This window comes from Microcoleus sp. MOSTC5, assembly GCF_036701825.1.
In the GTDB taxonomy this organism is placed as follows: Bacteria; Cyanobacteriota; Cyanobacteriia; order Cyanobacteriales; family Microcoleaceae; genus Microcoleus; species Microcoleus asticus.
Genome location: NZ_JAUBRK010000103.1, coordinates 1 through 13,771, shown reverse-complemented (window position 1 = coordinate 13,771; position 13,771 = coordinate 1). Strand labels below are relative to the sequence as shown.

Below are 13,771 nucleotides of genomic sequence, written 5' to 3'. Positions count from 1 at the left end.
TAGCTATAACCTGCAATCTGCTCCACTTAAGGCAAACCCTTGATTATAGCATAAAATTATTTTGCAAGAGGTCTATTTTAGTTCTTAACTGTTCGCGAGCTGAGAGATTTAGGAGAATATCCCATGAGTAACCTATTGGATTTATTAACAGATTTAGCACTTGACCCCAAGAAACAAAGTGCTTTCATCAATAACCCCAGTTCCTTAATGGACGAAGTGGGTTTATCTGAAGTAGAACAGACTGCAATGATGAGTGGTGAAAATGCTAAAATTGCCGCACTCTTTGCAGACGAACGAGTGCCGCTTGCCATTACTGCCGTCGATCCCGGCCCCGATCCCTTGCCAGATCCAGACCCTTTTCCTCCTTCTCCACCGTCAGACCCCCAACCTGACTCTAACTAGGATGTGGATTTGAAGTCAAACCACTAAGAATTTTCTACACTTGGGAAAGTAGATTGATATTTTATAAGCTCAAACCGCACTTGTTGCGGTTTTTTATCCTCAAAACCTAACTATGCAAAATTACCAAATTACTGAAAAACTGCATGAGAGCAGTAACTCGTTAGTCTATCGCGGATATCGGCAAGCAGACAATATGCCTGTTATCCTCAAAATGCTCAAACAAGCCTATCCTTCACCTGAAAAAATTGCCTGGTTTAAACGAGAGTATGAAATAACCCAAAACATTAACTTACCAGGCGTAATAGATGTTTACAGCTTCCAAAACCTAGAAAATCAGTGGGTAATTGAGTTAGAAGATTTTGGCGGCGAATCCCTCAATCAGATAATCGCTAAGCAGCAATTTACAATTGCTGAATTTCTCAATCTGGCAATTGAGATTGTTGACATTCTCGGTCAGGTTCACCAGCAGTATATTATCCACAAAGATATTAACCCATCAAATATTGTTTTAAATCAGCAGACAGGTAAGCTGAAGCTAATTGATTTTGGAATTTCCACAACACTGTCGCGAGAAAACCCAACCTTTCTTAACCCAAACGTATTAGAAGGAACGCTGGCTTATATCTCGCCAGAACAAACAGGTCGCATGAATCGAACAATCGATTACCGCACTGATTTTTACTCGCTGGGGATAACTTTTTATGAATTACTAACCGGACAGTTACCTTTCCCTACGAATGATGTTTTGGAATTAGTGCATTGTCATATTGCTAAACAACCTACCCCACCGCACGAACTCACACGAGAAGTTCCACCAATTATTTCGACCATCGTGTTGAAATTAATGGCCAAAAATGCTGAGGAACGCTACTTATCAGCATATAAAATAAAGGCAGATTTACAAGAATGTCTCAGACAATGGCAGAGCAAAGAGCAAATTGACCCTTTCCCAATAGATCGGCAGAATATTTCCGATCGATTTCAAATTCCCCAAAAACTGTACGGACGAGAGCGAGAAATTTCTGCCCTATTAGCTGCTTTCGAGCGAGTCAGTCAAGGAGCCAGTGAAATGATGCTGGTTTCTGGATATTCTGGGATTGGAAAAACAGTATTAATCCAGGAGATATATAAGCCGCTGACTCGCCAACGCGGTTATTTTATTTCTGGTAAGTTTGACCAGTTTCAACGAGATACTCCCTACGCATCCTTAATTCAGGCATTTCGTTCGTTAGTGCGGCAGTTACTAACAGAAAGCGATGCAGAAATTAGCAAGTGGCGAGAGAAACTCCAAGCAGAATTAGGGGAAGCTGGAGGGGTAATCATTGAAGTTATTCCTGAAGTAGAACTAATTATTGGTTCGCAAGCACCCCTACCAGATCTGCCACCAACAGAACAGAGGAATCGCTTTAATCTGGTTTTCCAAAAATTTATTAATACATTTACTCAGCCCGAACATCCGTTAGTAATTTTCTTAGACGATTTGCAGTGGGCAGATGGAGCCTCGCTGGAATTAATTCAACTGCTGATGACAGTAGCAGATAATAAATATCTATTTCTCATGGGCGCCTATCGCGATAATGAAGTAACCGAGGCGCATCCGCTAACTCAAATTTTGGAAAATATTGCCAAAGCAAAAGTAACAACCATCAAGAAAATATTGCTTGCACCTTTAGCCTTAACCGATATTACGCAACTTTTAGTTGATACGCTTTTTGCGGAATCAAACAATGCTAAGCCACTTGCCGAATTGCTCCAACAAAAAACTGGTGGTAATCCGTTTTTTATCAATGAATTCTTAAAATCACTGCATTCTGAAGCATGGTTGGATTTTAACTACGAATCTCAGCAATGGCAGTGGGACTTAGAACAAATCAAAGCGCAACCGCTTACAGATAACGTTTTAGAACTAACGAGCAAAAATTTAAAAAAACTCCCGACAGCAACTCAGGCAGTCTTAAAATTAGCAGCTTGCGTAGGAAATCAGTTTGACTTGAAAACACTGGCGATTATCTACGAAAAATCTCTCCAAGAAACAGCAACCGATTTACGGTCAGCACTCCAATCCAGTCTAATTATACCCCTCAGCCATGCCTATCAGTTGGCGGAACTTGATGTAGCAGGTTTGTCCGATCGGTTAGTTGCAGAATACAAATTTGCCCACGATCGCATTCAACAAGCAGTTTACTCTCTCATCTCCGAAGCAGATAGACAGTCAGTACATCTGCGCGTGGGCAGGTTGTTATTGGAAAATACACCATCTGAAGAATTGGCACAGAAGCTGTTTGATATTGTCAATCAATTGAACCAAGGTCGTGCGCTAATCGAGCGACAAATAGAGCGATACGAGTTAGCTCGATTAAACTTACAGGCAGGTAAAAAAGCCAAATCTTCAGCAGCTAGCCAACCCGCTTTCAATTACCTTCAGATCGGCTTAAGTTTATTAAATAAAAAGAGTTGGTCGCAGCAGTACAACCTTACCTTAGATTTGTATTTAGAAGCAGCAGAAACAGCTTATACAATTGCTAACTACGATGAAATGGAGCGCTTAGCTGGGGTAGTTTGGCAAAAAGCCCAAACGCTGTTAGAGAAAGTAAAAGTCTATGAAATTAAAATGCAAGCTTATTGCGCCCAAATGAAATTCCTAGAGGCGATCAACATTGGGCTAGAAGTTCTGAAATTACTTGGGGTAGAATTACCAGAACGACCGAACCAATCCGATCTGGCACAAGAGATGGAGCAGATAAAATCTGCTTTAGCGGGCAGGCAAGCCCAGGATCTAATCGACTTACCGCAAATGACCGACCCGTATAAACTAGCAGCTATGCGGGTGATGAACTACTTATTTGGCCCTGCGTTCATAGCAATTAATCAACTGAGCTTGTTAAATTGGTGCCGACAGGTAAATTTATCGATTCAGTATGGTAATTTTGCTGGCTCTGCTTTTCCGTATGTAGGTTACGCACTGATCCTCTGCTCGTCAGGAGAGCTTGACGCTGGCTATCAGTTTGGTCAACTTGCTTTGAAATTACTAGAACGATTCAAAGATAGAACATTCAAAGCAAGAGTTTATGCAATATATAAGGGATTTCTCAAGCATTGGAATGAACCGCTCAAAGACACATCTTCTTTGTGCATGGAAGCTTATCAAAGTGGGATAGAAACTGGAGATCTTGAATATGCTGCTAGTATTAGGCAGAGCTATGCTTATGCTTTGTACCTCAGCGGTGTGGAGCTGAGCGATGCCAAGAAAGAGATGGCGAAATCCCTTGAAGTTAGTTATCAAACTAAACAGGAAGCATACATTCATTGGAATCAAATCTATATGCAGGCAATCCTGAACTTGATGGAACAAGTAGAAAATCCCTGCTGTTTGATTGGTGAAGTATACGACGAACAAAAGATGATGCCAGTTCATCAAGCAGGTGGCGATCGCACTGCGCTCATGCACGCTTATTCCCATAAAGTTATCCTCTGTTATCTTTTCGAGGAATTTCAGCAAGCTGTGGAGAATGCAGACCGCTTTGAAGAATACTCAGCTAATGCAGCTTCCTTGTTTATTCTCCCTGTTGTCTATTTATATGATATGTTAGCCCGACTAGCGCTATATCCTAATTCCTCAGAGACGCAAAGAGAAGAAATCCTGACAAAGGTGGCTGCTAAACAAGAAAAAATGGAAACATGGGCAAAGCAGGCTCCCATGAATTACCTGCACAAATTCTATCTAGTCGAAGCGGAACGCGATCGCGTATTAGGCAACGATAAAGATGCCAGAGAATATTACGACAAAGCCATCATCTTAGCCCGCGAAAACGAATATCTCAACGAAGAAGCCCTCGCCTACGAACTAGCAGGCAGGTTTTATTTAGCCAGAAATCAAAATCATGTTGCCCGTCACTACCTGCAAGATGCCCACTATGCTTATCAGCGCTGGGGGGCTGTAGCTAAAGTCAAAGATTTGGAAGCGCGATACCCGCAATTTTTAGCCCTTCAGTCGCTTAGTTCAACCCGAACAGATACTGAAAATAATATCATCAATCCAATCACCACAACTGGTAGCAATTCCGGCGAAGCGCTAGATTTTGCCGCAGTAATGAAAGCATCCCAAGCTATTTCCGGTGAAATCGTTCTCGAACAATTGTTAAACCAGGTGATGCAAACTGCGATCGAAAACGCAGGCGCCCAAAAAGGTTTTCTGATTCTGGATAAAGGCGGGAATTGGGCGATTGAAGCGGAAGCAGCATTAGAATGCGATCGCATTACCATTATGCAATCCATTCCCGTAGATTCCGTAGATCCTGCAACTGGAATGCCCCTGCTGTCAACCGCCATAGTTAACTACGTTGCTCGCAGCCACGAAAATGTAGTATTAAATAACGCCACGGATGAAGGACAATTTACCCGCGACTCTTACATTACCGCTACTCAACCCAAATCGATCCTCTGCACCCCCCTACTCAATCAAGGCAAACTAGGTGGAATTCTATACTTAGAAAATAATTTGGCGATCGGCGCATTTACCTCGGAAAGAGTCGAAACTTTAAAAATCATCGCCGCTCAAGCTGCGATCTCAATTGAAAATGCAAGTCTCTACGAACAATTAGAAGATTACAACCGAACTTTAGAGCAAAAAGTAGAAGATCGCACCGCACAATTAGCCCAAGCTAATGCAGAAATATTGAGTTTGAACGATCGGCTAAAAGTAGAAAACCTTCGCATGAGTGCCGAACTAGACGTAACCCGCCGCCTGCAACAAATGATTTTGCCTCAACAGCAGGAATTAGAGTCAATAGAAGGGCTAGAAATTGCTGCATTCATGGAACCGGCTGATGAAGTTGGCGGCGACTACTACGACGTACTAAATCACGGCGGTAAAGCCACAATTGGCATCGGCGACGTGACAGGACACGGTTTACAAAGCGGCGTGTTAATGATTATGGCGCAAACAGCTATTCGCACTTTGTTGGTTCACAATGAAACCGACCCAGTTAAATTATTGCAGACAGTCAACCAAACGCTTTTTGACAACGTAGAGCGCATGAATTGCGGTAAAAGTATGAGCCTTTCTTTGCTGGAATATCGGGGGGACAACATCCTGCGTTTGAGCGGACAGCACGAAGAGGTTATTGTCGTGCGTTCTAGCGGCGAAGTAGAGCAGATTGATACCATGGAGTTAGGCTTTCCGATCGCCTTGGAACCAGATATTGCCGATTTCATTGCTACTACTGAAATACAGCTAAATTCCGGGGATGTTGTCGTACTCTACACAGATGGAATTACCGAAGCTTTTGATATGAATAAAGATGAATACGGTATCGAGCCATTGATTGAACTTGTTGTCCTTAACAGGGAAAAGTCAGCAACAGAAATCAAGCAAGCTATTATTGACGACCTGCGGCGATACATCGGGGAGCAAAAAGTATTTGATGACATTACTTTGGTAGTAATCAAACAGAAGTAAGTATGGGAAAATTTAGTCGCGGCAGTGTCAGTGTCCTATTGTTTCCGGTTGCACCCGAATGATACTGAGTAGTCCGACAGTCCGACAGTCCGACAGGGAATGAATTCCCTGCCTCAAAGCTAAAGTCCTCTGAAGAGGACTAATGAGTTTAAAAATTTTTATTCTCATATCGTTTCCGGTTGGGTGGGAATGATAAAGTCAAGGTGGCGCAATTCCACATTCTCCCACTCCCCATCATCAGGAGTGTAACCGGAATTGATATCAGTCCTCTTCAGAGGACTTTAGCTATTAGACAGGGGTTTCAACCCCTGGCGGACTGCCGGGTAGGCGGGAGGATTGATGGACTAAAAGCTTAAGTTGACACCTATGGGCAATGCCGTTTCCCTACGCTCCAATCATCAATAACTCTTAATGAGAGATGTCAGTCTCACCCGATTAATTGTAGGGAAACGGCACTGCCGTGTCCTGATTGTGCGTAATATGAATTCCGATGCCAGCGGATTTGATATAACTACTCATCTTGTAAGCCTTTCTGCTTGACCAGCCCTAGAACTTACCAATGAATATTATAACCTACATTTGGCGATCGCAAATAGTTTACAAACCGGATAGCGGCACAAACTCGTAACCGTAACTCGTGCGATTTCCGGGTTTAACAGTTACTAACTGAACTGCGCGATTCCGATCGCCCGAAGGTAAAAACCGAATCGGGCCCGATGCTCCATTTGCCGAAAAATCTGACGCCGATAAAGCTTGTTGAATGCCTGTACGAGTCGGATTGCGCCCTAAACCGGCAATTAACGCAATCGCCGCATCGTAGGCTAAAGCTGTGCGCCAACTTACTTCAGCATTCCAAAGTTGTTTGGATGTTTGGGGAAAGTTTGACTGCGGATCGGCGAGAATGTGCCAAGGAACAGCCAGCACCATATCTGTTGCTCCTGCGCCACCGATTTGCAGTGTTTTAGCAGTATAAGCACCGTCTCCCGCTAGTAACGGCAGCCGTTTCGCGTTTACTTGTACTACTTGCAAAGCTTGGTCGATCGTGGCTGAATTGGATGCTAACATAATCACTTCTGCTCCTTGGGCGATCGCACTTTTAACGCTATCGGCTGCATTAAAATTGCCACTAGCAAAGTCAAATTCGGATACGATTTCTCCTCCATCTGCGGAATTAGCAGTGGTGAATTCATTTTTTAAAGATTGGCTGTAACTGCTGGCAGAATTGAAAAATACAGCAGCTTTTTGCTTTTGCAATTTTCCCAGCATATAGCGGGAAAGAGCATTAGCCGCAAACCGATCGCTCGGCACTGTCCGAAATATATTTTTGGCAGCTCCTGAGAGCTGCACAGACGTACTTGTGGGAGAAATTGCTACTAATTGTTTTTGCTGGTAAATCTTGCTGGCTGCTAGCGTCGTATCTGAACCAAAATGTCCGATTACTCCTAAAACTTCCGAGTTATTTGCTAAAGCGCTGGCAATTTGTGCCGCCACTTCTGGGTTGTTGTCATCGTTAGCAATTAACACTTTTAAGGGAGTACCGCTAATGCCGCCACTTTGGTTGATTTCATTTTGAGCTTGAGCTACCCCCCGCATAATTTCGAGAGCAGCATTGATATCGCCGCCAATGGGAACTGCGGCGGCAATTGTGTAGGATTTTCGATCGCCGATGCGGGCGTTGTTGAGGTAAATTAGTGCTTCGGGATCGTTGCGATTGGTTTTCAGCGAAGCTTGTAAGTCGGAAATAGCTGCGTTATAGTTGCCAGATGCGATCGCCTGTACTGCTGCTTGTTTGGTTGTTGTTGCTTGATCTGGAATTAACAGTTTTTGTCCGGCACTCAGACGCTGCCCAATTGCCTGCTCTGATTGCGGGGAATTCCCCGTCGGAGACTTGGAAAGTGTAGGATTTTGGGGTGATGAACCTCCGAGATTGATGCCGCCTCGGCTTGTCAGCCACCAAATAACTGCGCCGGCTAGCCCGATCGTAATTAGGAGCGATAATACCAGAACAGCGGTTTCATTTTTTTGGGACATGGCTGTACAATTTTAAATTTTAGAAATAACGAAGTTAGAAGCAATCAAGAAGGCACTCTCAGAGATTTTTACACGGATATACGGATTAATTATCGAGCGTTCCTTCTGATGTTGAAGTCAGAAGTCAGAAAAGCTACTCTACTTATATTTTGACATTTTTATTAAGTTATTTTAGACTAACGAGCGAGATCGCAATTTTAGATTTTCTTGAATTTCCATATCATAAAGATAGAAAAACAGTTTTTTCTTAATGATATCTTTAGGTTTTGCTCGATGTTCAACAGCAAAGGAGCCTGTAACAGCAAGGACTTCGGTAAAATAATTAAAGTTTGTTGAAATTTATAAAAATAGCTGCAATACTTTGTAATGTAAAAAGGAAAGTTGAAAATTTTCTAAAGACAAACTAATTGGATTGCGATGTCGCTAAGGTAGTATACATGACTGTTTGTCAGAGAAAAAGAGTGTTAAGCTCGGCTAAGCTCAGCCACAGCAAAACCTCAATATTTAATTAAGTTCGATCGACAACAAAGGCTAAGGTAAATTTCATGGCAAACTCAGTTGTAAATCAGCCAAACGCAGCAGCAGGAGTGCAGTGGCAGCCAAAAGATATTATCCGCAGCCTAGTGTGGAAAATTGCGATCGCAACCTGGCTGTTAATGGCTGTAGGCAGCGCCACGCGAGTCATGAATGCGGGGCTCGCTTGCCCCGACTGGCCGCTGTGCTACGGTCAATTAATACCCGCAGCGCAAATGAATTTGCAGGTATTTCTGGAATGGTTTCACCGTTTGGACGCAGCAGCGATCGGCTTAAGCGCGATCGCACTTTTAGGACTATCTTTGTTTTACCGCAGCCGCCTGCCAAAATGGCTGCCTTGGGCGAGCGCTGGGGCAGTATTTTTAATCGTTTTTCAAGGCGTATTGGGCGGCTTGACAGTAACACAACTGCTGAGATTTGACATCGTTACTGCTCACTTGGGAACAGCTTTACTGTTTTTTGGCGCGCTGCTAGTCATCGGTTTCATGCTGACTCCCTACGAAGCTACAGGCAATACGGGCAAATTAGCTTGGGTAAGTTCGATCGCAGCATTGTTAGTTTACCTGCAAAGTTTGCTAGGAGCATTAGTAGGCTCTAGATGGGCACTGCACCAATGTTTGAGCTCCTCAGAATTGTGCTCGGTAATGAACAGCCACATCGCCGGTATCGTACCAGCTACAGCAGCGACTTTAGCAGTAGCAGTCATGGCTTGGCGGCAGCCTGCACTGAGTCCCAACTTGCGAAAACTGGCTAACTGGGCGAGTGTTTGCCTAATTGCTCAATTAGTTCTGGGATTAGCAACTTTCCGGCTGCACCTTCAGGTAGAACCGCTGACAGTCGCCCACCAAGCAGTGGGTGCGGCTTTGCTGGGAACCCTGATAGCTTTTAGTGTTTTAGCTTGGCGCGATCGAGTTTTATCAGCTTGAGAGATAAGACTAAAGTAAGAGGCGGCGGTTTTATTAATCCTTGTAGCTACAGCAAATATTTCTCGTAAAACCCGCCACTCCAACCTAATGACTAATGACGAATTCCCAAATAATTACTAACAGCTTACAACCGATGCAAGAAATCCTTACCAACGACAGGCCCCGCCTCCACGAAAACTTTTCGCAAGTCGTGAAAAGTTACTATCAACTAACAAAACCCAGAATTATTTTACTGCTGCTAATCACTACCTCAGCAGGAATGTGGATGGCGGCAAAAGGAGAAGTAGACCCGCTATTGCTGGTATCAACTATTACCGGAGGCGCTTTAGCTTCCGCGTCGGCGAATACGATTAATTGTGTCTACGACAGCGACATCGATTATATTATGGAGCGCACCCGGTGGCGGCCGATTCCTTCGGGGCGTGTCAAGAAGCGGGATGCTTTGATATTTGCGATCGCCCTAGCTACAATATCTTTTACATTGCTGACAGTTGTTGCCAACTTATTAGCCGCATTGCTAGCAATGTCAGGCATCGTTTTCTACGTCCTAATTTACACCCACTGGCTGAAGCGTCACAGCGTGCAAAACATCGTCATCGGCGGTGCAGCAGGGGCGATTCCCCCGCTAGTTGGGTGGGCGGCGGTTACGGGAGATTTGAGTTGGGGTGCGTGGCTGCTGTTTGGGATTATATTCCTGTGGACACCGCCGCATTTTTGGGCATTAGCAATGATGATTCGCGATGAATACAAGGAAGTAGGCGTCCCGATGTTACCCGTAATTGAGGGCGACGAAGAGACAGCCCGCCAAATTTGGATTTACACCCTATTGATGATTCCTGCAACTTTGCTGCTAGTTTATCCCCTGCATTTAGCGGGCGCGGTGTATGCGGGAACAGCTATTTTCCTGGGTGCTATTTTTGCCCAAAAAGCTTGGTTGCTGTTGCAGACTCCAGAGGATAAGATTGTTGCGCGATCGCTCTTTAAATACTCTATTCTGTACCTGATGCTCTTGTGCGCCGGAATAGTCGTTGACAGTTTGCCTGTGACTCATAATTTTACTACTGCTGTTGTACAAAATGTGCAAACTTTGATGAGTGCAGTTGTGATGTAGTCTGCTTTTAGAGCCCCGGCTTCTTGAAGAAGTCGGGGCTCTGGATATATTATAAAATTTAAAGTGGAGGAAAGTTCTGATGGCTGAGAATACTGTGAAAGTAGACATCTCATTTCAATCACTGCTGGAAGCTATTTCGTCACTGGGAATTGCTGAAAGATACAAGATATGGGAATTTTTGGAAGCTGAATTATTCCCGAATGAGGACGATTCTCCAGAAGACATTGCCGAAATTGAAGCGGCCCGTGCTGACTACAAAGCTGGAGATTACACAACTTTCGATCGATATATGGCACAACGGGCAAATAAATCGACATGACTTACACTATCCTTACCCCTAAAGCTGTACAAAAGCAGCTAGATGCCCTGCCCAATGATGTCTACGATCGTATCGCTGTCAAGATTTTGCAACTTGCCGAAAACCCGCGCCCAGATGGGGTGGTCAAGCTCAAAGGTGCTGACAATGAGTACCGTATTCGGATCGGTGATTATCGCGTTCGTTATGAAATCGGCGATGAAGAACTAATCATTCTCCTATTACAATGCAAACATCGGAAAGATGTTTACAAAGCATGATTTTTATTCACCTATTATCTCACTCACGCTTCTTTACCAAAGTTGCTGTACAAAGCTTCAAAACGCTTGGCTTCTGCTGCTTGATGGATCAAATTAGTTTCAATTTGTTTGGTGTTGGCATGATAGTAGGTGAGTGCGGCGTAGACTTCGGCGAGGGTGAGATGTCCGATGCGATCGCAAATCTCTTCAGCATTCAATCCTCGCTTGTACCAGGTTACAATTCGGCGAACGGTAACGCCTTTACCGACGATGTGGGGACATCCGCCATGCAGTCCGGGAGTGCGTGTAATGAGCGTACCAATGTCAATAGATATTGCTGCGGTCATAAAGTATCGAAGTTTGAATGGACTGATTTCTATTACAGCATAGCGATCGCAGAATTATATCGCGGTGTGAGTTTGGGGCGATAAATGAAGTAAGCTAGAGAGAAAGGTTTTAAATAATTTTAACCAATGCCAGCATCCGTTGCTTATCTGTTTGACAGAATCACGGTGAATTCAAGACAATGTGGCGGTCGTCCCTGCATCCGGGGAATGCGGATTCGAGTCATCGATATCCTAGAGTTGCTAGCTGCGGGTTTGAGTTTTGAGCAAATTATCGAAGAATTGCCAGACTTGGAAGTTGACGATATTAAAGCTGCGCTTCTGTATGCAGTCCGCAAACTCGACCATCCGGTTTTAGCCGCATGACAATTTGGTTGAATGCTCATCTATCACCAGCAATTGCTGTGTGGATTACTGCTACTTTTGGTGAAATACATCAGCGATCGAGCGGCGGTATTTTTCTATTATATTGGGTATTGTACCGCAACTGCGATACAATTATAAGATTTATCGGCAGCACGGTAAACAATCTGCAAAAGCTCAAGGTTTTTTGTATGGGGTGCTTCGATAAATCTAGTCGTTGCAACTGACGCGAATTTAAGATTGTTAGCTTCGTTGAGAGGCGAGCGCGCGGTTGAACTAAATCGTTATGCCGCCTAAGTTCTGGGTTGAGGCAGTAGTTTGAAGTTTATTTGTTAAAGGACAAGGTTAAGTTCTTAAGAAAAAGTTGACAGACCTTAACGAATCTTTTGCTTCTCGAATAATTTCCTTCGCATTCATTGCCAAAAGTTGACCGTTTCGCTTTAGAATCCTTCCATCTACGATCACAGTATCCACGTTTGAGGGTTGAGCCGCTTCAACTATTAAATGGGCTGGATCGGTGAACACTCCCAGATTCAGATTTTCCGTGGATATCATAATCAAATCAGCACGCTTACCAGGTTTAAGAGAGCCAACTTGATGATCGATTCCCAACGCTTGCGCTCCGTTGATAGTTGCAAATTCTAAGATTCGTCGCGGAGAGAAAGCAAACTCACTCTTGGCTTGAGCATTACCAACATTTTGAATTACTTTCATGATTGCAAACATATCTGCATTTCCTGACAAGGCTGTTGTATCGATTCCAAGGCTGATCAACACGCCTGCTGAAAGCAGTTCTTGAATCGGAGGAAAGCCAAAACCAGTTCGCATTTCTGTGAAAGGGGTCAGGCTAACGGCTGCGTTACTTTTTGATAAGTGCCGCATTTCAATAGACGTTGCCACAGTCGCATGGACAATGAGTACATCTTTTGCAAGTAAGCCGTCTTTGTAGAGTCGATCGATCTCTCCAGCTTCATCCAGCGAGGAACTTGCATGAACCGTAATTGGAAGCCCTATTTTTCGGGCTATCTCCCAATCCCGGTGATAGTTTTTGTAGGCAGAAACCTCTCGCGGCGCAAATCCTAAAGATATCAAACCATACTGGGAATTTTTCATCTCACGATGCAGCCTCATGATGCTGTCAAAGTCAGTGGCTTCTTCTGATGCTTGATCTTTGTAGTACCCGTAAGAAAAACGAGCACGAATACCTGCATTGGCGATGGCGCGGACGGATGCCCTAGCGTAATCAATCGTGCGGGCGTTGTGGTTAAAGTCGTGTATCGTTGTGATTCCTGAATAGAGTGCCTCAGCCGTTGCCAATTGCGCTGCGCGATACATATCTTCTGGCGTGTATCGCTTGCCCAAACGCTCGGTCATGGAAAAATACCCCTGTTCTCTGGTATCACCGGACATACTTCGCAGCAAGGCAGTCCACAGATGCCAGTGTGTATCAATAAGACCTGGCAAGACGATCATATTTTGTCCATCAATCGTTTCGGCTGTTGGAGCATCTAACTGAGTTCCGATCGCAACGATTTCACCATTCCGCAAATGGATATCCCCGGTCAGATCTCCAAGTGCTGAGTCCATTGTCATGATGTAAGCATTTCGGATGATTATCTCTTTGCGATCGGGCAATCTCACTGCCGATTGTGCCGCCGTGACTGGGGATGTCCAAGTCTGGGTTAAGCTAACTGTTCCTAAAACTGCTACTCCAGCTAAAAAACTGCGTCTGTTTAATCTGCCTTGTTCTTTCATCTGCGATCGCTTCCTAATAATTCGTAGCACAACCTTCTCGAGGAAGTGAGCAAGACTATGGTTTGAGAGTGATGACTCAATCAACATTTTAACAATACTTCGGACAGTTTTTTAACGGCCCTGTAAGCTTTACGGAGGAAGCCCTGCCATTTTTAACGGATTTTCTGAAACTTAGCGCGCTTACTTAAACCTTGAAAAAATAGTCCAGCATATAGCCCAATACGGTTCAGTTAAGGCTCAAATAGTGGTAAATTAGGTATGGTGTCCAAAAATGGAGAGCAAGTAAGGTGCA

At 44.2% G+C, this 13,771-nt stretch carries 10 protein-coding genes; 7 read left to right on the top strand and 3 right to left on the bottom strand.

Annotated elements, in window-relative coordinates; all coding sequences use genetic code 11:
* Positions 1–123 precede the first annotated feature (123 nt).
* Positions 124–402 carry a hypothetical protein gene (locus QUA54_RS32190; RefSeq protein ID WP_333418857.1) on the top strand — a complete coding sequence of 93 codons (279 nt, stop codon included), beginning with the start codon at positions 124–126 and terminating at the stop codon, positions 400–402.
* 112 nt (positions 403–514) lie between these two features.
* Positions 515–5,860, top strand: a complete 5,346-nt coding sequence (locus QUA54_RS32185) for an AAA family ATPase (RefSeq protein WP_333418856.1) — start codon at positions 515–517, stop codon at positions 5,858–5,860.
* 597 nt (positions 5,861–6,457) lie between these two features.
* On the opposite strand, the gene QUA54_RS32180 is transcribed toward QUA54_RS32185, so the two are convergent.
* Positions 6,458–7,891: an ABC transporter substrate-binding protein gene (locus QUA54_RS32180; RefSeq protein ID WP_333418854.1), complete on the bottom strand. Its 1,434-nt coding sequence runs from the start codon at positions 7,889–7,891 to the stop codon at positions 6,458–6,460.
* A gap of 545 nt (positions 7,892–8,436) precedes the next feature.
* Between QUA54_RS32180 and QUA54_RS32175 the strand changes: the two genes are divergently transcribed.
* From QUA54_RS32175 to QUA54_RS32160, 4 genes are all read left to right on the top strand, one after another.
* Positions 8,437–9,351, top strand: coding sequence for a heme A synthase (locus QUA54_RS32175; protein ID WP_333418852.1), 915 nt, complete (start codon positions 8,437–8,439; stop codon positions 9,349–9,351).
* 133 nt (positions 9,352–9,484) lie between these two features.
* A complete protein-coding gene (locus QUA54_RS32170) occupies positions 9,485–10,462 on the top strand; it encodes a heme o synthase (protein ID WP_333418859.1) in 978 nt (325 codons plus the stop codon).
* Positions 10,463–10,541: 79 nt separating this feature from the next.
* A complete protein-coding gene (locus QUA54_RS32165) occupies positions 10,542–10,781 on the top strand; it encodes a hypothetical protein (protein ID WP_332979695.1) in 240 nt (79 codons plus the stop codon).
* On the top strand, positions 10,778–11,038 hold the full coding sequence (locus QUA54_RS32160; RefSeq protein WP_333056712.1) for a type II toxin-antitoxin system RelE/ParE family toxin: 261 nt from the start codon (positions 10,778–10,780) through the stop codon (positions 11,036–11,038). The genes QUA54_RS32165 and QUA54_RS32160 overlap by 4 nt, the downstream gene beginning before the upstream one ends.
* 23 nt (positions 11,039–11,061) lie before the next feature.
* Here QUA54_RS32160 and QUA54_RS32155 read toward each other — a convergent pair whose 3' ends face one another.
* Complete coding sequence (locus tag QUA54_RS32155; RefSeq protein WP_333418850.1) at positions 11,062–11,364, bottom strand: DUF433 domain-containing protein; 303 nt, start codon at positions 11,362–11,364, stop codon at positions 11,062–11,064.
* 126 nt (positions 11,365–11,490) lie between these two features.
* On the opposite strand from QUA54_RS32155, the gene QUA54_RS32150 reads away from it, so the two are divergent.
* Entirely contained in the window at positions 11,491–11,727 is a 237-nt protein-coding gene (locus QUA54_RS32150) for a DUF433 domain-containing protein (protein WP_333418848.1), read from the top strand.
* Positions 11,728–12,069: 342 nt separating this feature from the next.
* On the opposite strand, the gene QUA54_RS32145 is transcribed toward QUA54_RS32150, so the two are convergent.
* Positions 12,070–13,509: an amidohydrolase family protein gene (locus tag QUA54_RS32145; protein WP_333418847.1), complete on the bottom strand. Its 1,440-nt coding sequence runs from the start codon at positions 13,507–13,509 to the stop codon at positions 12,070–12,072.
* Between the last annotated feature and the right edge of the window lie 262 nt (positions 13,510–13,771).